The organism is Actinoallomurus spadix, from assembly GCF_024055725.1.
GTDB lineage: Bacteria > Actinomycetota > Actinomycetes > Streptosporangiales > Streptosporangiaceae > Actinoallomurus > Actinoallomurus spadix.
This window is the reverse complement of sequence record NZ_JAMXMX010000017.1, coordinates 1-20,014: the sequence shown is the minus strand read 5'-3', so window position 1 is coordinate 20,014 and position 20,014 is coordinate 1. Positions and strand designations below refer to the sequence as shown.

20 protein-coding genes are annotated in these 20,014 nt (G+C 72.6%); 7 read left to right on the top strand and 13 right to left on the bottom strand.

Annotated features, from left to right (window positions below):
* Positions 1-351 precede the first annotated feature (351 nt).
* Positions 352-990, top strand: coding sequence for a DUF4360 domain-containing protein (locus tag NE235_RS23995; protein ID WP_252806712.1), 639 nt, complete (start codon positions 352-354; stop codon positions 988-990).
* Between the two features lie 37 nt (positions 991-1,027).
* Positions 1,028-1,675 (top strand): DUF4360 domain-containing protein, encoded by a 648-nt coding sequence (locus NE235_RS23990; protein ID WP_252806710.1) that lies wholly within the window; start codon positions 1,028-1,030, stop codon positions 1,673-1,675.
* A gap of 106 nt (positions 1,676-1,781) precedes the next feature.
* On the opposite strand, the gene NE235_RS38760 is transcribed toward NE235_RS23990, so the two are convergent.
* From NE235_RS38760 to NE235_RS23980, 3 genes are read right to left on the bottom strand one after another with little or no spacing between them, the layout of a single operon-like run.
* On the bottom strand, positions 1,782-1,871 hold the full coding sequence (locus NE235_RS38760) for a DUF397 domain-containing protein (protein ID WP_406567629.1): 90 nt from the start codon (positions 1,869-1,871) through the stop codon (positions 1,782-1,784).
* 16 nt (positions 1,872-1,887) lie between these two features.
* Positions 1,888-1,980, bottom strand: coding sequence for a DUF397 domain-containing protein (locus tag NE235_RS23985; protein WP_252806708.1), 93 nt, complete (start codon positions 1,978-1,980; stop codon positions 1,888-1,890).
* Complete coding sequence (locus tag NE235_RS23980) at positions 1,977-2,768, bottom strand: helix-turn-helix domain-containing protein (RefSeq protein WP_252806706.1); 792 nt, start codon at positions 2,766-2,768, stop codon at positions 1,977-1,979. The genes NE235_RS23985 and NE235_RS23980 overlap by 4 nt, the downstream gene beginning before the upstream one ends.
* 244 nt (positions 2,769-3,012) lie before the next feature.
* Here NE235_RS23980 and NE235_RS23975 point away from each other — a divergent pair, with 244 nt between their 5' ends.
* Positions 3,013-3,351, top strand: coding sequence for an ATP-binding protein (locus NE235_RS23975; protein WP_252806704.1), 339 nt, complete (start codon positions 3,013-3,015; stop codon positions 3,349-3,351).
* 100 nt (positions 3,352-3,451) lie between these two features.
* Here NE235_RS23975 and NE235_RS23970 read toward each other — a convergent pair whose 3' ends face one another.
* The gene (locus NE235_RS23970; protein ID WP_252806702.1) at positions 3,452-4,027 is read right to left on the bottom strand and encodes a YkgJ family cysteine cluster protein; all 576 of its coding nucleotides are present in this window, start codon (positions 4,025-4,027) and stop codon (positions 3,452-3,454) included.
* A complete protein-coding gene (locus tag NE235_RS23965) occupies positions 4,024-4,500 on the bottom strand; it encodes a hypothetical protein (protein ID WP_252806700.1) in 477 nt (158 codons plus the stop codon). The genes NE235_RS23970 and NE235_RS23965 overlap by 4 nt, the downstream gene beginning before the upstream one ends.
* A gap of 216 nt (positions 4,501-4,716) precedes the next feature.
* Here NE235_RS23965 and NE235_RS23960 point away from each other — a divergent pair, with 216 nt between their 5' ends.
* From NE235_RS23960 to NE235_RS23950, 3 genes are all read left to right on the top strand, one after another.
* Complete coding sequence (locus tag NE235_RS23960) at positions 4,717-5,286, top strand: hypothetical protein (RefSeq protein ID WP_252806698.1); 570 nt, start codon at positions 4,717-4,719, stop codon at positions 5,284-5,286.
* Between the two features lie 155 nt (positions 5,287-5,441).
* Positions 5,442-6,050, top strand: coding sequence for a TetR/AcrR family transcriptional regulator (locus NE235_RS23955; protein WP_252806696.1), 609 nt, complete (start codon positions 5,442-5,444; stop codon positions 6,048-6,050).
* 25 nt (positions 6,051-6,075) lie between these two features.
* Positions 6,076-7,218 (top strand): serine hydrolase domain-containing protein, encoded by a 1,143-nt coding sequence (locus NE235_RS23950; RefSeq protein WP_252806694.1) that lies wholly within the window; start codon positions 6,076-6,078, stop codon positions 7,216-7,218.
* A 176-nt stretch (positions 7,219-7,394) separates the two neighbouring features.
* Here the strand turns inward: NE235_RS23950 and NE235_RS23945 are convergent, their stop codons facing one another.
* The 6 genes from NE235_RS23945 to NE235_RS23915 all read right to left on the bottom strand — a co-directional run bounded on the left by NE235_RS23945 (position 7,395) and on the right by NE235_RS23915 (position 14,258).
* Complete coding sequence (locus NE235_RS23945; protein ID WP_252806692.1) at positions 7,395-7,565, bottom strand: hypothetical protein; 171 nt, start codon at positions 7,563-7,565, stop codon at positions 7,395-7,397.
* Between the two features lie 205 nt (positions 7,566-7,770).
* Entirely contained in the window at positions 7,771-8,940 is a 1,170-nt protein-coding gene (locus NE235_RS23940; protein ID WP_252806690.1) for a lipid-transfer protein, read from the bottom strand.
* Positions 8,941-8,942: 2 nt separating this feature from the next.
* A complete protein-coding gene (locus NE235_RS37635; protein ID WP_289849128.1) occupies positions 8,943-10,256 on the bottom strand; it encodes an OB-fold domain-containing protein in 1,314 nt (437 codons plus the stop codon).
* A gap of 41 nt (positions 10,257-10,297) precedes the next feature.
* The gene (locus NE235_RS23925; RefSeq protein ID WP_252806689.1) at positions 10,298-11,470 is read right to left on the bottom strand and encodes an acyl-CoA dehydrogenase family protein; all 1,173 of its coding nucleotides are present in this window, start codon (positions 11,468-11,470) and stop codon (positions 10,298-10,300) included.
* Positions 11,470-12,615: an acyl-CoA dehydrogenase family protein gene (locus NE235_RS23920; RefSeq protein ID WP_252806687.1), complete on the bottom strand. Its 1,146-nt coding sequence runs from the start codon at positions 12,613-12,615 to the stop codon at positions 11,470-11,472. The genes NE235_RS23925 and NE235_RS23920 overlap by 1 nt, the downstream gene beginning before the upstream one ends.
* A gap of 11 nt (positions 12,616-12,626) precedes the next feature.
* Positions 12,627-14,258, bottom strand: a complete 1,632-nt coding sequence (locus NE235_RS23915) for an AMP-binding protein (RefSeq protein WP_252806952.1) — start codon at positions 14,256-14,258, stop codon at positions 12,627-12,629.
* 232 nt (positions 14,259-14,490) lie between these two features.
* Between NE235_RS23915 and NE235_RS23910 the strand changes: the two genes are divergently transcribed.
* Positions 14,491-15,087, top strand: a complete 597-nt coding sequence (locus NE235_RS23910) for a TetR family transcriptional regulator (protein ID WP_252806684.1) — start codon at positions 14,491-14,493, stop codon at positions 15,085-15,087.
* 79 nt (positions 15,088-15,166) lie between these two features.
* Here NE235_RS23910 and NE235_RS37630 read toward each other — a convergent pair whose 3' ends face one another.
* Complete coding sequence (locus NE235_RS37630; RefSeq protein ID WP_289849127.1) at positions 15,167-15,292, bottom strand: hypothetical protein; 126 nt, start codon at positions 15,290-15,292, stop codon at positions 15,167-15,169.
* A gap of 109 nt (positions 15,293-15,401) precedes the next feature.
* Positions 15,402-19,913 (bottom strand): cation-translocating P-type ATPase, encoded by a 4,512-nt coding sequence (locus NE235_RS23905; RefSeq protein ID WP_252806682.1) that lies wholly within the window; start codon positions 19,911-19,913, stop codon positions 15,402-15,404.
* Between the last annotated feature and the right edge of the window lie 101 nt (positions 19,914-20,014).

Here is a 20,014-nt window from a genome sequence, read left to right as displayed (position 1 = left end):
CGCCCTCGGCGTTAGAACGCTGCACATCGATCCGGCATCGACATGTCCACGGTCAGCGAACCGGGCCGGAGCACTTCCGAACGGCATTCTCCGGCGGCGAGCGGATTCGATCCTCGCCCATAAACCGTCACCGACCGGCATGACTCGGCTACCACCCGCAGATATTCATGAAACAGGCCAATTGATCACGCACAACCATTGACGCTTTTTCGAGGTCGTTCTTAATATGCGTTCACCGAGCTTGAAACCGCATAGCGGAGCGCCCACCAGCCGTTTCATATGTCGCTATCGGTTCCGCGCGCCACCGTGCCGCGAAATACGGCAGGCACCTTTCTTAACCGAGGGTTTCCCATGCTCAAGAATCTGACGATCGTCGGCGCGGCCGCAGCGTTCCTCATCGCGAGCGCTCCCGCCGCCGCAGCCACGGACACCGCCCCTCCCACAGACCGGATCACGGTCGACGTCAAGACGGTCAACGGCTCCGGCTGCCCACGCGGAACGGCCGCGGTGACGGAACTCGCCGACAACACGGGGTTCACCGTCACCTACAGCGACTACCTGGCCGAGGTCGGGCCGGCCGCCGCGCCGACCGACTTCCGCAAGAACTGCCAGATCAGCGTCCTCGTGCACGCGCCTCAAGGGTTCACGTACGCGATCGCCGAGGCCGACTACCGCGGGCACGCCCACCTCGAGGGCGGCGCGGCCGGCCTCCAGCAGGCCAGTTACTACTTCCAGGGCGACTCCGAGACCCTTCCGGTCGGCCATACGCTCAGCGGCCCCTACGACGGCGACTGGGCCACCACCGACAAGGCCGACGTGGCGACGTTGGTCTACAAACCCTGCGGTGAGGACCGCATTCTCAATATCAACACGGAATTGCGGGTCTCCGCCGACGGCGCGGACGCGAAGAAGACCAGCTATCTGTCGATGAACACCACGCGAGGAGCGGTGAACAGCCTGTATCGCCTCCGCTGGAAGCAGTGCCCTTGATTCCGGAAATATCGATCCCCAGAAGAAGGGACAGCAGATGCACAGATTAGTGATCGCCGCCGCCGCGGTCGTGGCATTCCTCGCCGCGACCACAACACAGGCGAACGCCAAACCCTGGGACGGAACACCGCCCCCGGACAAGATCGTCATCGACGTCGCGACGGTCAACGGCTCCGGCTGCCCGGCCGGAACGGCGGCGGTGGCCGTCTCCCCGGACAACACGGCGTTCACCGTGACCTACAGCGACTACCTGGCCCAGGTCGGGGTCGGCGCCGCCCCGACCGACTTCCGCAAGAACTGCCAGCTGAACCTCGCCGTGCACGTCCCGCAGGGGTTCACCTACGCGATCGCCGAATCCGACTATCGCGGCTACGCACACCTCGAGAAGGGCGCCAGCGCCACCGAGAAGGCGAGCTACTACTTCCAGGGCCACCAGCAGACCACGGCCATCACCCACACGCTCAAGGGCGCCTTCGACGACAACTGGCAGAACACCGACACCACCGACGTGGCGCAGCTGGTCTATCTGCCGTGCGGTGAGTCGCGGAACTTCAACATCAACACGGAGCTCCGCGTCAGCGCCGGCACCTCCGACCCGACCAAGACCACCAGCTTCATCACGATGGACTCGGCGGACGGCAGCATCACCACGACCTACCACTTCGCCTGGATGCAGTGCCCCTGAGCCGCTCCGGCGTACGTCGGCGGCCCGGCCCTCTCGGATGGCCGGGCCGCCGCCCCGCGCCGCTCCGGCTCAAGCGCCCGGGACCATAACGACCCGGCGCGGCCCGCTACGCCCAGACGACGGTCACCTCGACGCAATCTCCGCCGTTTCCGCCGCTGCGGCTGCTCTTCCGCCAGCTACCGAGCGTTACGTCCATCGCTCCTCCAGCAGGACTAGGAAGTCGCGAGGTAAGCGACGGTCACCTCAACGCATTGGCCGCCGTTTCCAGCGCTGTGGCTGCTCTTTCTCCATATGCTGCCGGTCACATCCACTGTTCCTCCAAGATCCGGCTGATGAGCTCCTTCGACATCCCTACCGGGAGAGCTCTTGACCGGATGTCGTCGTATACCTCCGAGAGTAGGCGAATATCATCCGCTTCGCTCACCGTGATGCCGCGCACGGCGCTCTCTACGTATGCGAGTTCCGTCCGATCCCGCAGAGTCGCCAAGACGAAAGCTCCGGCTGTGTCTCCCGGGCGGAGAGGCCCGGGAACCATTTGGACTGTCAGCCGCGGAGAGGAGATGGCCAGCAGATGTTCGAGCTGGCCGCGCATGGTGTCGCGGTCACCGATCTGATTCCGCAGGACACCTTCTGCGAGCAGCGCCGATATCCGCGGCGGCGGTGGATCCTCACGAGAGAGAATCGCCTGCCGCTTGATTCGGGCCGCCGTGGCGGCCTTGTCGCCGCCCAGCAGCGCTGACGCGTAGTCCTCGGTCTGGAGGAGGCCGTCCACGACCAGGCACTGGTAGCTGCCGAGGAAGTCGGCCTCGGACTCGACCTCGGGCCAGTCGAACCACACCGGGAAGGCGGCGTCCAAGACGAGCTCGTCCCAGAGGGACGGGAGGGCTCCGCGGGTGTCGAGGATCTCGTCGAGTTTGACGGCGATGGCGCGGTCGCAGCGCGTTTCACCGCGCTCGATCTTGCCGACGTGAGAGCCGCAGATGGGGACCTTCTCCCCCAGTTGATCCTGTGAGAGCCCCGCCATCGAGCGGTACCGCTTCACCTCGGAGCCGAACAGTTCGAGCGTCTTGGGACGCTTCTTGCCGATCACCATTCGCCACTCCTCCTCGGTCTCGCCACTCGTCGCCACTCACGTCGCGAGGGCCGGCATGTTCGCCCCTGCAAGCGACAGTCGTCACCAGCGGCTTCTCTTTCCACAGACCATGTCACCACACGTCATCACGCGAATGCAGGGAGTTTTCCCGAAAGGACGCTCCATGGTCTCGACATGTCCGTACGAATGGGCCCCGCCGCCCCGTCTCACGCTTGAATTGCACGCCTGCGCCGAGAATGTCTACTTGGTGCGCAATCTCGTCGACCAGGCCGCCGACTCATGGGGCCTGTCGCAGGAAACCCGCCATCTCGGCCGGCTGATCCTGACGGAGCTCACGACGAACGCCTGCCGGCTCTACCCGGGCAGGGTGATCCTCACCTGGGTCGCGACTCCGCGGTACGGCGTCGGCGAGGTCGGCGTGTGGGACCCGGACGGCGCCAACCTGCCCCGGATCGTCGCCGCGGACGCGGCCGCCGAGACCGGGCGCGGCCTGTTCATCATCAACGAGCTCACCGGCGGGCGGCTCGGCTGGTACCCCGCGCGGCGCGTCGGCAAGGTCGTCTGGGCCCGCTTCGGCCCGTGAGCGGCTTCCAACCCGCGCGGCGGTCGGCCGAGGTCCTGCGTTGAGGCCAAGGCCGTCACGCGCGACGAACGAGAAAGGGGCCTACGCGCGGCCGTGGTGCTCAGTCCTCGTGACCTTCCGCCGCCACTTCGAGCGGGCAGTTCAGCAGATATTCGTAGAGGTCGTCGGGGGTCGCGTTCCAACCCTGGAGATCGATGGTCTTGTTCCAGGCCCGCATGACCTGTCGATCTTCGGCCCGGGCCGATCGGTCGCGGGTGAGGTCGCGCCGGTAGGCGGGAAGGTCCATCGTGGCGAGGTTCCAGGAGCCGGGACCGCAGACCGTGTCCTCGCGGGTCGTCACCACGCCACGTTGAAGGGTCAGGGGGAAGGTGCTGCACACCAGCGGGCGGTGGGCGTAGACACCGCACCTGGCATTGCCGGAGGCGATCTCCATGAGGAACACGCAGGCGCCGGTCGCCGACCTGCGTTGCAGATAGACCTCCTTCGCGGGCCCGTCCGGCCGGAGGCGGAAGCCCTCCCCGTCGGCGTCCCGAAGCCTGAGGAAGTCGCTGGGACGCATGGCGGTTCCTTCGACGAGCGCCCGGACATCCCTGATGGTGACTCCGACGGCGTACGAGCGGCAGCATTTGCCGGCGCAACCGGCGCAACCCGCGACATTGGCACCGCTGCCGTTCATGCCGTCACCTCCTCGGGCCACCCGGCACCGGCCTCACGGGCGTACTGCGCCTCGAGCAGGTAGCGCTGGAAGTCCTCGATGCTCAGGTCCTCATCGGACTCGGTGGCCAGCGCGTTCCACCGCGCCACGACCTCGAACCAATGGTCGCGATCGGCCGACCAGGTGCGCAGGGTTTCGGTCAGCGCCTCCTGGTCCAGATCCTCCAGCTTCCACTCCCGGCAGTCACAGCCGGGCTCGGAACGTACCTCCGGAGCGCCGTCCTTCGTGGCGGCCGGGAAGATCCGGCACGAGGCCGGAGCGACATCTCCCAGGCCACAGCAGGTCGCACCGCTAGGAGTGCGGACCGAGAAGACGCACCCGTGCATGGCGTTGGCGAGCTTGAGGAAGACCCGGCGCCGACCTTTGTCGAGGACGATCCCGGTGGGGTCGCCGGCCACGGCGGGCGCGGTCTGCGTGAATTGCCACGGTTCCACGGCGAGCGTACGGGAGATCCGGACGATGTCCGCCCCGGTGACATGCCGGGCACCACGCGCACAGCGGGTCTTCGCCCGGCAAGCCTGCCATTGGGCTCGTACGCCCGGCGATTCATCCGACAGCACTGCCTCATCCCCTTCGCTCCAGCGACACAGACCCCCTCTTCTCCGGCATACGGAGCAGAACGCTCGACGGTTCAATCCAGCACGTTCGCCTTGCGCGCGCTCTCTCAGGCGGACGCGGCCGCACTACGCCACCGCGAGACGCCGCCGGAACCATCGGGCGGCACGGAGGAGTCCCGGGCGTGGTACCAGGAGGCGCTCTACGCGTTGTACGCGGTCAGTCGGGTCAGCGACCTCCTGCTCGAACTGGGCGGCCCGGCGGGCACCTCGATCATGGGCCGTACCGGCGGGCGCGCGCTCGACCGGGCTCCGCTCGCCGTACATGAGTGGTTCTTCACCGAGGTCGGACTCGAACGCCTCCCCCCGGCCGCCGTCTTCTCACCGTTCCACCATGAGATCTTCGCGGTCACGACCGATGAGGACGCGGACGCGGTCACGGTGGAGGACGTCCTGTGGCCCGGCCACCGATTCGGTGACCTGCTGTTCTGCCGAGCGGGTGTCCGCGTGCGGGCGCCGTCACGCCTCGTCGACGCCGCCGTCGCGACGACCTCGACGCCGGAGTGCCTTTGGCGCGCCGGCGCGAGCTGCTCCTCCATCGCTGCTTCGTCACCGCGCCGCCGCCGGCCGACGAGTGGGACCGGTACCCGTACGAGGACCGGATGAGTCTGCGCGCGTCCACCTGGCCGCTCGTCACCGGCGCCCTGCTGCCCGACCCTCGTCCCGAGACGGCGCGCGGCTGAAGCGCCGACAGCGCGGCGTCAGCTTCCTAATGCCGCTAGGGTAAAACCTAGAGCGTCTAGGAGAGTTGGGGGCGGCGGGTGGTCCGGGCAGGTCTCAGTGCGGCGAAGGTGACCGAGGCGGCCGCGGAGATGGCGGACGAGGTCGGGCTCGACCAGGTCACCATCTCCGCGCTCGCGCGGCGGTTCGGAGTGAAGGACGCCAGCCTCTACTCGCACGTCAAGAACCTGCGCGAGCTGCGGGTCCGGATCGCCCTGCTCGGCGGTGCGGAGATGACCGAACGCATCGCCGCCGAGGTGGCGGGCCGGGCGGGCAAGGACGCGCTGGTCGCCTTCGCGAACGCCTACCGGCGGTTCGCCCTGGAGCATCCCGGCCGGTACGCCGCGACCCAGATGCAGTTCGATCCCGAGGAGGTCGCGGACTCCGTGGCCCTGCGCCGCAGCGTCGAGCTGACCTACGGCATGCTCCGCGCCTACGGCCTGAGCGAGCCGGACCTGACCGACGCCGGGCGGCTGCTGCGCGCGGCCTTCCACGGCTACATCCACCTGGAGCTCAGCGGCGGTTTCGCACACTCCCGCCAGGTCGAGGACTCGTGGTCGCGCTCGCTCGACGCGCTCCATGTCCTCCTGGAGAACTGGCCGTCGCACCAGCCTCCCGAAGCGGGCGGGCGCGACGAACGCATGCCCTGATCGACGACGTGTAAGGACGGAAACAGTGGAGCGATATCACGGATGGGCCGACGAGCGCTTCGGAGCGGTCGCCGACGCGTTCGCGCGTAACTTCACGGACTTCCCCGAACTCGGGGCCGCGGTCGCGGTTTACGCCGGCGGCCGCAAGGTCGTGGACCTCTGGGGCGGGGTCGCGGACGAGCGGACCGGCCGGGCCTGGGAGCGGGACACGGTCGTGCCGATCTTCTCCTGCACCAAGGGCATCGTCAGCGTGTGCGTCCACCTCCTCGCGCAGGAGGGACGCCTCGATCTCGACGCGCCGGTCAGCCGCTACTGGCCCGGGTTCGCGCGGAACGGCAAGGAGGCGATCACATGCCGCATGGTGCTCGGGCATCGCGCGGGAGTCCCCGTCCTCGACGAGACGCTCTCGTTCGCGGAGATCGCCGCCTGGACGCCGGTGATCCGCGCCATCGAGGAGCAGAAACCGCTGTGGGAGCCGGACACGGCGTACGAGTACCACGGCCACGTCTTCGGCTTCCTCCTCGGTGAGGTGATCCGGCGCGTCACCGGGCTGACCCCGGGTGCCTACTTCCGCGAGGCCGTGGGCGACCCGCTGAGGCTGCGCGCCTGGATCGCCCTGCCGGAACAGGAGATGGACGGCCGGGCCTGGCTCGCCGAGGCCGAGGGCCGTCCCGCGATGCCAGGGCCCGAGCACCTGCTCACCCGCATGGTGACGATGAACGGCGCGCTGGCCTTCCCCGGCCTGGACGAGCCGCACGGCTGGAACGACCCGGCGCTGCTCGGCGTGGAACTGCCCGGTGCGGGCGGCACCGCGTCCGCGAGCGGGCTCGCCGGGCTGTACGCGGCGGCGGTCACCGGCGTCGAGGGCCGCGAACGGCTGCTCACGCCGGACACGGTGACGGACGCGGTCCGGGAGGTGTCGTCGGGGACGGGATATCTGGGCTTCGACGCCGGGGTGCGCTGGGGCTCGGGCTTTCTGCTCGACTCGTCGTTCCGGCCGATGCTCGGCCGGCGCAGCTTCGGCAACGACGGGGCCGGCGGCCAGTTCGCGTTCGGCGACGACGAGTTCGGCGTCGGGTTCGCGTACCTGGCCAACCGCATGGTCGGACACGGGGACGACCGCGCGAACCGTTTGATCACCGCCCTGCGCGAGTGCCTGGCGCGCTGACCCGGCCCGTACGCCCTCGTCCGCACACGATCGGGCCTCCACCGGCCCATGTACTACAAGCCGTAGGACACCGATCGTGGACTGGACCGTCTGAGACCCGCTCCCAGGGATCGATCACGCCCGGGTGAGGGGATCGCCGTCCGGGACGGGCCACTTCGCCTCATCGGTCCGCGCGGTCAGCCGCCGACGTTGACGGCCTCGCGAAGGGGGTCCGCCGGAGTGCTGATCACCTCTGGCTTGGGCGGCGTCTCCTGGACCGCGATCGTGTCCCGGAGGTCCACTCGCGGCGGAAGAGTGCGCCATCGCTGAGAGGGTGCGCCGGCTCCGCGATCCTGATCCTCGTTCATGCCTCCAGGATGTGCCGCCGCCCGCACCTTGTCCACGCTGCCGCGACGAGCTCCAGCCCCGCTTCGCGCCACCGATGTGGTCACTTCGCCGTCGAGGTTGCCGGGTCGATGACCGGTTCGCCAGGTCCGCTCCGTCAACGGCGGCGCCAACGTGCCTGAGTGGTCGGCGCCTCAAGAAGCGGCGCGGCGTGGCGCCCCGTGAGGGTCAGGGGCGGGTGAGGATGAGGCCGCTGGTGGGGACACCGGTGCCGGCGGTCACGAGGACGTTCGCGACGCCGGGGACCTGGTTGACGGACGTGCCGCGGATCTGGCGGACCGCCTCGGCGATGCCGTTCATGCCGTGGATGTACGCCTCGCCGAGCTGGCCGCCGTTCGGGTTCACCGGGAGCCGGCCGTCGACCTCGATGCCGCCGTCCGCGACGAAGTCCTTCGCCTCGCCGCGTCCGCAGAAGCCGAGCTCCTCCAGCTGCACGAGCACGAACGGCGTGAAGTGGTCGTACAGGATCGCCGCCTGCACGTCGGCGGGCCCCAGGCCCGCCTGCCGCCAGAGCGTCTCCCCCACGCGGCCCATCGCCGGAAGGGTCGTCAGGTCGCCCTCGTAGTAGGAGAACATCATCATCTGGCCGGGCCCGGAACCCTGCGCCGCCGCGCCGATCACGGCGGGCGGGTGCGGCAGGTCGCGGGCGCGTTCGGCGCTCGTCACGACGATCGCGACGCCGCCGTCGGACTCCTGGCAGCAGTCCAGCAGGTGGAGCGGCTCGACGACCCACCGGCTGGCCTGGTGGTCCTCCAGGGTGATCGGCCGCTCGTGGAACCACGCGTTCGGGTTGGTCGCCGCGTGGCGGCGCATCGCCACGGCGACCCGGCCGAAGTCCTCGCTGGTCGCCCCGTACTCGTGCATGTACCGCCGGGCGTACATCGCGACCCAGGCGGCCGGCGTGGCGAAGCCGTACGGCAGGTGCCAGGAGAACTCCAGGTCGGCGGTGCCGGCGGCGTGCTCGGAGCGGGCCGCCGCCCGGCCGAAGCGGCGCCCCGAGCGCTCGTTGAACGCCCGGTAGCACACGACCGTCTCCGCCAGCCCGGTCGCGATCGCCATCGCCGCGTGCGCGACGGTCCCGCAGGCCGCGCCGCCGCCGTAGTCCACACGGGAGAAGAAGGACAGGCCCGGGACACCGAGCTCACGCGCCACCGCGATCTCGGTGCTGGCGTCCGCCGTGAAGGTCACCAGGCCGTCGACGTCGGCCGGCGTCAGCCCGGCGTCCTTGAGCGCGTCGATGCAGGCCTCGGCGGCGAGCTGGAGCTCCGAGCGGCCCGACTCCTTGGAGAACTCGGTCGCCCCGATCCCGGCGATCGCCGCCGTCCCGGAGATGCTCATGGTCACCCCTTGAGTCGTACGGTGGCGATGGCGTGGTCGCCGAGGCTCACGGCGCCGCGCACCTCCACGGTGCGGTCATCGAGAGCGCGGCCGGTCAGGGTCAGCGTGTCCCCGGCGTACGCGGGGACGCCGAGGCGTACGGAGACGCCCTCCAGGACGGCGCCCGGCAGACGTTCGAGGACGTACCTCTGGACCAGGCCCATCGTGGTGAGGATGTTCAGGAAGATGTCCGTGGATCCCTGGGCCCGGGCCAGTGCGGTGTCGTGGTGGACCGGCGTGAAGTCGCGGGTCGCGAGGGCGGTGGAGATGACGAAGGTCGGCGTCAGGTCGACGCTCAGCGCGGCCAGCTCCGCCGCGGCCTTCGCCGGCTCCGTGCCCTGGGCGACCGACTCCGCGCCCTGCGCCGCCGGCTCCGCGCCCTGTGCGGGCGGCGGCTTCGGGGCGGAGCCGGCCGGGCGCCACTGGGGCAGGACTAGGTCGTCGTCGATCTTCTGGAGGACCGCCTCGACCGGCATGCCGATCCGTACCTGGTCGGGTGGGCAGCCGAGGAGGTCGCCGACCATGCGCACGCCCTCCTCCAGGTCGACGAGCGCGACGACGAAGGGCGGGTCGAACCCGGGGACCGGCGGATGGTGGTGGACGACGTAGCTGTGGAGCGTGCCACGCCCGCTGACGGTGACGTGCTCGCGCTTGGTCGCGTGGCACTCCGGGCACATCGGGCCGGGCGGATGGCGGAGCCGTCCGCACTCGGCGCAGCGCTGGACGCGCAGCTCTCCGTCCCGTAGGCCGTCCCAGAAGAACCGGGTGTCCGGGCCGATGGCCGGCCGGGCCCGGCGTCCCTTCGCCGGCGGGCCGCCCGCCGCGCGCGGACGGAACTTCAGCACCCGGAACATCATCTCGGCGACGCGCTCGCCCTCGGCGTACCAGGTCTGGTGCCAGGTGACGAAGTAGCCCTCACCGAGGCCGGTGCGTTTCGGCCCGGTGAGGCCGCCGAAGCGCATCGTCGAGCGCAGTTCCTCGCCGTGCCGCAGGTACCGGTCGTAGGTCTGCTCGCAGTTGGTGGCGACCACGCCGGTGAAGCCGGACTCGTTCAGCAGGGCGAGGATCCGGTCGGCGATGGTGCCGGGCTTGTCCCGGTTCAGGCCGGGCATCGACCAGACCTGGATCATCGCGGGCGGCGCCGTCTCGGCCCAGCGGGCGTCGTGGTCGCCGAGCGCCTGGGTCCAGTTACGGATCATCGGGGCGTTCACCGGGTCCGGGCAGGGTCCGGCGGGCCGCTCCCCGAGGGCGGTCAGCTCCTCCGCGAGGACCGTCAACCGATCGTGCAGTGCGTCCCCCCGCCGGGGGCTCGCGGCGGTCACCGGGGGGCTCGCGGCAGTCCGAGGCCGATCATCGCGATCAACTCCCGCTGGATCTCGTTGACGCCGCCGCCGAACGTCAGCACGATCGCGCCCTTCACGCCGTGGTCGAGGCGTTCGATGAGGTCGCGGGTCTCCTCGTCGCCGGGGTCGCCGTACCGGGCGAGGACGTCGCCGACGACGCGGCCGACGTCCTGCATGCGCTCCGACCCGTAGATCTTGGTGGCGGACGCGTCGGGCGCGCCGAGCCAGCCGAGGTCCATATTGGCGGCGACCTGCCAGTTCAGCAGCTCGTTGACCCGCAGGTACGCGTGGACCCGCGCGACCGCGCGCCGTACGTCGGGGTGCTCGATGAGGGGACGGCCGTCGGGTCCCGTCTTGGTCCGCGCCCAGTGGGCGAACCGGTCGTAGGTATGCCCGATGTTGCCCGCGGGGCCGAGCGTGACCCGCTCGTGGTTGAGCTGGTTGACGATGAGGTCCCAGCCCCGGTTCTCCTCGCCGACGAGCAGGTCGGCCGGGACGGTGACGTCCTGGTAGTAGGTGGCGTTGGTGTGGTGGCGGCCGTCCATCGTGACGATCGGCGTCCAGGAGAAGCCGGGGTCCCGGCAGTCGACGATGAGCATCGAGATGCCCTTGTGCTTCTCGGCGTCCGGGTCGGTCCGCGCGGCCAGCCAGATGTGGTCGGCGTAGTGCGCGCCCGAGGTGAAGATCTTCTGGCCGTTGACGATGTAGTGGTCGCCGTCCCGTACGGCCGTGGTGCGCAGCGCCGCCAGGTCCGTTCCGGCGCCGGGCTCGCTGTAGCCGATCGCGAAGTGGCACTCCCCGGCGAGGATGCCCGGCAGGAACCGTTTCTTCTGCGCGTCGGTGCCGAACTGCACGAGCGTCGGCGCGACGGTGTTCAGCGTGATGATCGGGTACGGGACCTCGGCGCGGGCGATCTCGTTGGCGAAGATCTGCTGTTCGACGGGGCCGAACCCCCCGCCGCCGTACTCCCTCGGCAGCGCGAGGCCGAGCATGCCGTCCCGGCCGAGCCGCCGGCAGTGCGCCATGTACGCGGTGCCGAAGGGGTCGTCGGCGATCTCGTTCCGCTGCGCGTCGGTCAGGCACGAGGCGAAGTACGCGCGCAGCTCGGAGCGCAGCGTCTTCTGCTCGCCGGTCAGGTCGATGAACATCAGGCCACCAGAGCTCCAATCGCGTCCAACTGCGCCTCGGCGCCGCCCAGCAGGTGCGCGTGGTGCTTGGCCCAGGCGAAGTACCGGTGCAGCGGGTAGGTCACGTCCAGGCCGAGGCCGCCGTGCAGGTGCTGGCAGGTGTAGAAGGCGTGCAGCGCGGGGTCGCACGCGTTGTACGCGGCGACGGCGAGCACCTCGGCCGCGTCGGGGAGGCCCTCGGCGAGCCGCCACACGCCCGCCCAGACCGCCACGTCGAGCGCCCGCTTGGCGATGTACACGTCGCCGATCTGCATGGTCACGGCCTGGAACTCCGCGAGCGGCCGCTCGAACTGCTCACGGGTCCTGACGTGCGCGGTGGTCAGTTCGAGGGCCGCGTCCAGCGCTCCGGCGACGATGGCGACCGCGCCGGCGGTGGCGTACTCGGCGAGGGTCTCGTGCGCGCCGCCGCCGAGCAGGGCGTCCGCGCCGACCCGTACGCCGTCCAGGCCGATGCGCCACAGCGGCTCGCCGGTGGCGGACGGCTGCGGGGCGAGCGCCACCGTGCCGGGCTCCACGAGGAAGACGCCGGTCTCCTCCCCCATCCGCGCCGGGACGAGGACGGCGTCGGCCTGCTCGGCGTACGGGACGAAGGTCTTGACCCCGTCGAGGACGTACGCGTCCCCGTCCCGGCGCGCCGTCGTGATGAGACCGGAGCCCGGTCCGTGGGCCGCCGCCGTGGTCCGGCCGGAACCCGTCCCGGGGCGCGTCGTGGTGGTCGCGCCGGCGCCCGGCTCGCGGACGGCCACGCTGAGGACCGCGCCGCCCGCGGCGAGGTCGGCGAGCCTGGCTCGCTGTTCCCCGGTGCCGTGTGCGGCCACGGTCGCCGCCGCGACGAGGGAGCCCCACGCGGGGACCGGGGCGACGTGCGTGCCGACCTGGCGCAGGAGCACGGCGAGTTCCACCGCGCCGAGGCCGGCGCCGCCGGCCTCCTCGGGGAGGCAGGCCCCGAGGAGGCCGGCCCGCGCCATCGCCCGCCACAGCCCGGCGTCGTACGGCGCGCCGGACCTCTCGTGCGCGGCCAGGCGCTCCGCCGTCACCTCGCGGTCGAACAGACCGGCCGCCAGGTCCCGCAGCTCGCGCGCGTTCTCGTCCAGGTCGAAGTCCATCGTCGCCCTCCTCACGTCGCGGTTCCCGCCGCCCGGCCGGTTCCGGCGGGCCACAGGTGTCCCCTGCCCCGGCTCTCGAACGCAGCGCGCAGCCGGTCGGTGTCCTCGCCGGTCAGCCGGCGGTACCGGAGCTCCCGGCCGGGCCGCCACCAGACCGGGTCCGTGGTGTTCCAGGCGTCCGCCGCCAGCGCGCGCCGGATCACCTTGTTCGACGCGGTGGACGGCAGCCGCTCGGCGACCCGGACGTAGCGCGGCGTCCACTTGGGGCTCAGGTCGGCGCGCCCGCGCAGGAACGCGGCGAACCGCCCGGGGTCGAAGGAGCCGACCAGTGCCACCATGACCTGATCCCCCGCCGCGGCGTCCGGCACGCCGTACACGGCGAGTGCCGCGGCGCCGGGCAGCTCGCCGAGGACCCGCTCGACCTGGGCGGCGCCGAAGTTCTCCCCGTCGACGCGCAGGCGGTCGGCGTCCCGCCCGGCGAAGAACACGAAGCCGTCCGCGTCCCGGTAGGCGAGGTCGCCGCTCCAGAACATGCCGTCCCGGAGCCGGTCGCCGCCGTCCTCGCCGTAGTAGCCGTCGAAGAGGCCGGGCCCGCGGGTGTTCACGAGCTCGCCGATGGCCTCGTCGCCGTTCAGGACGCGGCCGGCGGCGTCCAGCCGCGCGGGCGGGCACTCCCGGCCGGTGGCCGGGTCGAGGATCTCGATCCCGTCGCCGAGGCGGCCGAGCGCCCCGGGCGGGCCGGCGGGATCGGGCGACAGGGTGATCGCGGTCTCGGTCGAGCCGTACCCGTCGACGACCGCGCAGCCGAACCGTTCGGCGAACCGCCGCTGTTCCAGGGGCGCGGCCTCGTTGCCGAACGCGACGCGGAGCGGGTTGTCCGCGTCGTCGGCGCGCTCGGGCGTCGCCAGGACGTAGGACAGCGCCGTGCCGACGTAGTGCAGGTACGTGCAGCCGTACCGGCGGACGTCCGGGAGCGTCCCGGAGGCGGAGAACCGGGCGCGGAGGACGAGCTGCGCGCCGGCGACCAGCGCCGGGGCGTACGCCGCCATGATCGCGCCGGAGTGGAAGAGCGGCATGGGGCAGTACACGACGTCGCCGGGCCGCAGGAGGCGGCCGGCCAGCACCGTGCCGGGGACGACGATCTTGCGGTGGGTGACCCGCACCGCCCGGGGCCGCCCCGACGTGCCGGACGTGAAGATCAGCATCAGGAGGGTGTCCGGGGCGACCGGCGCGGGCTCGCCGATGGGCGCGGCGCGCCCCGGCGGGGTGACCGGCAGGCCCGTGCGGGCGGCGATCTCCTGTGCGAGGGCGGCGTGGCGCGGCTCCGTCACGAGCAGGTCGCAGTCGGCGCGCGCGGCGTCGTCGGCGAGTTCGCCGGCGCCGCGCGTCGTGTTGAGGGCGACGATCACGTTGCCGGACAGGGCCGCGCCGCCGAGCAGGAAGACCATCTCGGGGACGTTGTCGAGCAGGACGCCGACGTGCAGGGGGCGCGCCCCGGGTCGGCCGCCCGTGATCCCGGCCATCCAGCCGGCGCGCTCGGCGCACTCCCCGGTGACCGCGCGCCAGGTCCAGGCGTCGCCGGCGGCGCGGAGTCCGACGCGGTCGTCGGCGGACCGCTCCCGGAGCAGCCCGGCCACCGTCATGGACACCGCGTCACCTCCCGGGCTCACCGGAAGAAAACTAGAACAGATTCTAGTAAGTGTCCACCATCGGTGATCGCCCGCCCGCCTCCCGGTCACGTCAGGCTCCGCTTACCTCGGCCGACCGGACCCCAGGCGTCCCGGAAACGGCCATGCATAACGTGTTCTCACCGGGCGGTAGGCTGATCTCCGGAACGCGCGGGCGGGGCACCGCGCCCACAGCCGAGGAGTCGTCGTGACGGCAGAGTCCACAGCCGCCAGCCACCCGGGGGTCCGCTCCCGCAGTCAGCACCAGCGCCGCCGGCGCATCGTCCAGGCGGCAGCGGCCCTCGCCTCTCGCGGCGGGGTCGAGGCGATGCAGATGAGGACCGTCGCCGAGCGCGCCGGCGTCGCCCTCGGCACGCTCTACCGCTACTTCCCGTCGAAGATGGACCTGGTCGTCGCGGTCGTCAGCGAGGAGATGGACACCCTCGAGGGGAGCCTGGAGCGCCGGCCGCCGCGCTCGGCGACCGCGGCCGGGCGCGCCGTCGAGGTCCTGATGCGCGCGACGCGCGGGTTGATGCGCGAGCCGGAGCTGGCCGACGCGCTGATCCGGTCACTGCTGCTGTCGGACGTCAAGACCGACTTCGGCAACCGCATGACCGGGATGCTGGCCCGGGTGACCGGGACCGACCTCCACGCCGCGGAGGGCGAGGAGAGCCGGATCCTCCTGCGCTCGCTCGGCAGCGTGTGGGTGATGGAGATGATCGAGATGCTCCGCGGCCACACCACGAACGAGGAGATCCAGGCGCGGCTGGAGATCGCGGCGGCCCGCCTGCTCGCCGACTTCTAGGAGACGACGAGCGACCGCGGGCCGGGCCCGGGACGACGCGCGGCCGCGGGGCCGGGTGGGGACGCCGGGAGATCGCGGCTCAGGCGGCGGCCCAGAGCTGTCCGGACGTTCCGGTGCGGACCAGGTAGAGGGCCAGCCGGGTCACGAGCGCCTCGACGAGCATCACGAGGGCCTTGGCGAGGACGGTCGACACGAGGTCAGGCATGGTGGGGCACCTACGGGGTGAGTGGGGATACCTTCCGCCTGAATTATGCCTTGTTGTCCGGATCGATGGTTACGGTGGCAGGTGACGGGTAGGTGAACATTTTCCCAAGTCAGACGGCTGGTCGCCGGATCCGGGTGAGCAGCACGGCCGTCAGCGCCAGGCCCAGACCCGACCCGAGGGCGATGGCCCAGCAGTGGGGCAGCAGCGGCCGGCAGCCGAAGAAGTGGCTGAGGCCCGGCACCTGCACGATGAACACCAGGGCGCCGAGGGACGCGAGACCGCAGCCGAGCACCAGCGGGTCGCGCCCGCCCGCGACGATCGTCTGCGCGAGCTGTGTGGTGACGAGCGCGACGAGGCCCGTGGTGTCGGCCTGGCCGCGCGTTCCGCAGGTCCGGGCCAGCGTCCAGGCCGCCAGCGCCGCCCCCGCCGTCGTGCCCGCGCGGACCGTGACGTCATGGGTGAGCGCGCTCCCGAGCGAGCGATCCGGGCCCTCCGCCAGCAGCTCCTCGCTCGTCACGCCGGACGGCGGGCGGGCCGCCAGGGCGATCGCCGGGAGCATGTCGGTGAGCAGGTTGACCAGGAGCAGCTGACGTACGTTCAAGGGACTGCGCCCGCTCAGCAGCCCGGTCCCGACGGTGAAGGCGATCTCGCCGAGGTTGCCGCCGAGCAGCACGGCGAGGGCGTCCCGCGTCGAGCGCCACATCGCCCGGCAGTCGGCGATCGCGTCGGTGATCGTCTCGATCCGGTCGTCGGTGATGACCACGTCGGCCGTCTCCCGCGCGGCGGGAGTGGCCCGCTCGCCGAGCGCGATGCCGACGTCGGCCAGCCGGATGGCCGGGGCGTCGTTGGCGCCGTCGCCGGTGACGGCGACCACCCGCCCGGCGGCCCGCAGCGCCTGGACGACACGGGCCTTCTGCGCCGGGCTGACGCGCGCGAAGACCGCCACCTTCGACAGCGCGCCGGCCAGCTCGTCGTCGCGCAGGGCCTCGAGATCCGGCCCGGTCATGATCCGGCCGTTCAGCAACCGCAGCTCGGCCGCGATGGCCTCCGCGGTGGTCGGATGGTCACCCGTGATCATGATCACGTCGACGCCCGCCCTGCGCAGCCGGTCCACCGCCTCGGCGGCGGTGGGCCGGACCGGGTCGGCGATGCAGAGCAGGCCGAGGAAGCCGAGCCGGTCGATGCGCTCCGCGGTGAGGTCCCGGCGTCCCGACGCCGCGCGCTCCGCGACCGCCAGCACCCGGTAGCCGAGGCGGGCCAGCCGGTCGACCTCCTGATCGACCTTCTCCCGCGCCTCCTGGTCGAACGGCACGGGTCCGTCGTCGCGCCGCCAGGTGTCGCACGCCTCCAGGACGATCTCCGGCGCGCCCTTCACGCTCAGCCGCTGCCGACGGTTCGTACGGCCCAGCACGGCGTGGTAGCCGCGCGCGGGCTCGAACGGCAGCTCGTCGACCCGCTCCCACGACCCGAGCCCCTCCGCGGCGTCCATGCCGAGCTTGCGGGCGGCCCGCAGGATCGCCCGGTCGGTCGGGTGGGGCACCCGGCCGCCGCCGGGATCCGGCGTCGCGCGGACGGCGGCCGCGATGATCTCCCGGAACGCCGGCGACAGCCGCTCCTCGGCGGGACGGGACGCCATGCCGTCGGACACCTGGCCCAGCCGCAGCCGCCCCTCCGTCAGCGTGCCGGTCTTGTCGAAGCAGAGGACGTCGATCCGGCCGAGCGCCTCGATCGTGCGCGGATTGCGGACGAGCGCGCCACGACGGGACATCCGCCGCGCCGTGGCCAGCTCGGCCGCCGTGGCGACGAACGGCAGCCCCTCGGGCACGGCGGCGACGGCCAGGCTGACCGCCGGGCCGAGGGCACGGGCCAGCGTGGCCCCGCGCAGCAGGTCCGTCCCGAACAGCACCACACCCGCCCCGAGGGCGACCGGCAGGGTGACCCGGGTCAGCGCGCGCAGGCGCGTCTCGACCCCGCCCGGGCGGTCCTCGGCGCCGCCCTGCCGCGCCGTCCGCCCCACCTCGGTCTGAGCGCCGGTCGCGACGACAACGCCGACCGCGTCACCCGCCGCGATCACCGTCCCCTGGTACAGCATCGAGTGCCGGTCGGCGACGGACCGGGCCATGCTGGGCCGCGGGTTCTTCGTGACCAGCTGCGACTCGCCCGTGAGGCTCGACTCGTCGACCTCCAGGTCCTTGGCCGACAACAGGCGCAGGTCCGCCGGGACCGCGTCCCCGGCCGTGAGGACGACGACGTCGCCCGGAACGAGCTGGTCGGCGGTGGCCCGCGGCTCGGCGCCGGCCGCGCCGGGCCGCCGGAGCCGGACACGGACCGCGCTCAGGTCGACGAGCTGCCGCAGCGCGCGGTCGGCGCGGACCCGCTGCAGGCCGGACATCATCGCGTTCACCCCGAGGACCGCGCCGATGAGGGCCGCGTCCATGATCGATCCGACCACCGCGGACACCCCGGCGCCGGCCGCGAGCGCGGGCGTCAGCGGGTTGTCCAGCTCGTCGACGGTCACCTGGGCGAACCCGGGCGGGCGGGTCACCTCGCCCAGGTCCGAGCGGCGCCGCGCGGCCTCCTCCTCGTCGATGCCGGACGCCGACGACCCCAGCCGCTTGAGCACGGCTCTGGAGGGCCACGCGTGCCAGGCCGTACGGTCCTGCGGTACGGGAGCGGGCCGCCGGGCCAGCGCACGGCCCGACAGGGACCCCACGGTGAACGCCGACACGGTGGCGAGGTCGACCGCCAGCAGCGCCCGCCGGGGCGCCCGCGCGGACGACCCGGCCGCGGCCAGCAGCGCCCCCGCCACCGACCCCACGTTCGCGATCCGCGCGGCGCGCGTGCTGATCCGCCGGGCCGGCGGCATGGAACCGAGCAGCAGGCACGCCTCGGCCAGACCGGGCCCGCACAGCAGGGGGGCGCCCCAGGGCGGACGGCGGCCGGGCCCCAGCACCCCGATCCCCACGTCCGCCGCCGCGAGCGGCGCACCGTCGCCCGCGGCGACGAGCGCGACGACGCGGCCGGCCTCCTGGGCCTCGCGCACGGAGCCGAGGAGCCGGTCGCCGCCGGGGACCGCGTCGTCGACGGACAGCCGCTGCGCCAGCGCGGAGGCGCCGGCCACGGCCACCGACCCGGCTCCTCGCGCGGCGTCGATCAGGGCCTCGGCGAGCGGGTCGAGCTCGGCCACGACGGAGACGAGGGCGGCCGGTTCGCCGTCCCGGGTCAGCAGGAGCACGGTCGCGCCGCGCTCCCGCAGCTCGGCCGCGCGCGCCCGGGCCTCCGCCGGCAGAACGGCCGGCCGCAGCGGGGAGACCGCCCAGGGGCCCTCCTCCCGCCGGGCCTCCGGGCGCCTCAGGTCCACCAGGGCGTGCGCGCGGTCGTGCGCCTCTTCGGCGGTGACCGGCGACGGGAGGAGGACGACGTCCTCGATCACCATGTCGCCGGTGCGCAGCACCGACGCGTCCACGATGACGTGGTCGACCCGGTCGAACCGGCGCAGGCTCTCCAGGTCGACGACGACGACGTCCCGGCCGGCGAGGACCAGGCCGAGCTGGGTGGCGAACGCCTCGCGGCCCATCCGCGCCGCCCTCGGCACGCCGGCGGCGAGCACTCCCTGCGCCCGCGCGGCGTCGCGGGTGAAGGCGTACGCGCCCACCGCGCCGGTGATCGCCGTCGGCACCGTCCAGGCCGCGCGCTCCACCGGCCCGTACGGCAGCGGCACGGGCCGCTCGGGTACCCGCAGCGCCGGGGCCTCGAAGGAGCCCTCCTCCCGGATCAGGTGCCCCGCCCGCCGGTGCCACAGGGCCTGGTACCCGCGCGCCTCCTGAACACGGAACAGCCGGTGCACGGAGCCGATCAGCAGACCGGTCGGCTGCTGCGCCAGCGCCTGCAGGCTCGCGAGGCCACCGCCGATGAGGACGTCGGTGGCCGGGCGCCCGATCAGCCGCGTCAGCCGTTCCCGTACCTGTGGTGTCGAGTCCGCCATCGCCACGAGGGTGCCCACGGCCGGGGGGATCGGCACGGCGCGCAGCACGAACCTGCCCGCGATGGCGGCGGTCGCGCCGGCCGCGTACGCCGCCGTGAGCGCGGTCTCCCGCAGGACCGCCTGCCGGTGGCCGGGGTCGGGATGTGCTGCGTACGGCTCGGCGGCGGCGCCGTGCCGGTTCTCGACCGCGTCGACCACCTCGGTGAGCGCGGCGACGGGCACGTCGCCGTCGTGGACCACCATGACGATGCCGAGCACGCCGTTCACCTCGGCGCGGCGCACTCCCGCGATCCCGTTCAGCCCGGCGGTGAGGTCGCTCGCCATGCCGGCGCGGTCCGGGCGGTGCAGGCCGCGGACCCGGATGCTGGTCCGCTCCTCGCCCCGGTGTACCCGCCGTTCCTCGACCGTCTCGATGGCGGCGCGCAGCGCGGCCGCCGGATCCTGGACGACCGCCTCGGACGCCCGTACGGTGGCCGCCGGGAGACGCGCCAGCAGGCCCGGCAGGCGCACCGCCTCACGGGAGGCCCGGCGCACGGCGCCCGGGAGGGTGCCCGACGCCCGCGCGGCCGTGCCGCGGGCCGTCGCCGTCGTCTGGAGCAGACCGGACGCGGTCCGGAGCAGGCCTCGCAGCGGCATGAGTCGGGAACCCGGCCGGCCGTCAGGCGTTCTCGGCGGTCGTGGAGCGGCCGGTGGGGCGAGGCGTGGCCGCCGTGCCCGCCGCGCCCGTGGGCCCGGCC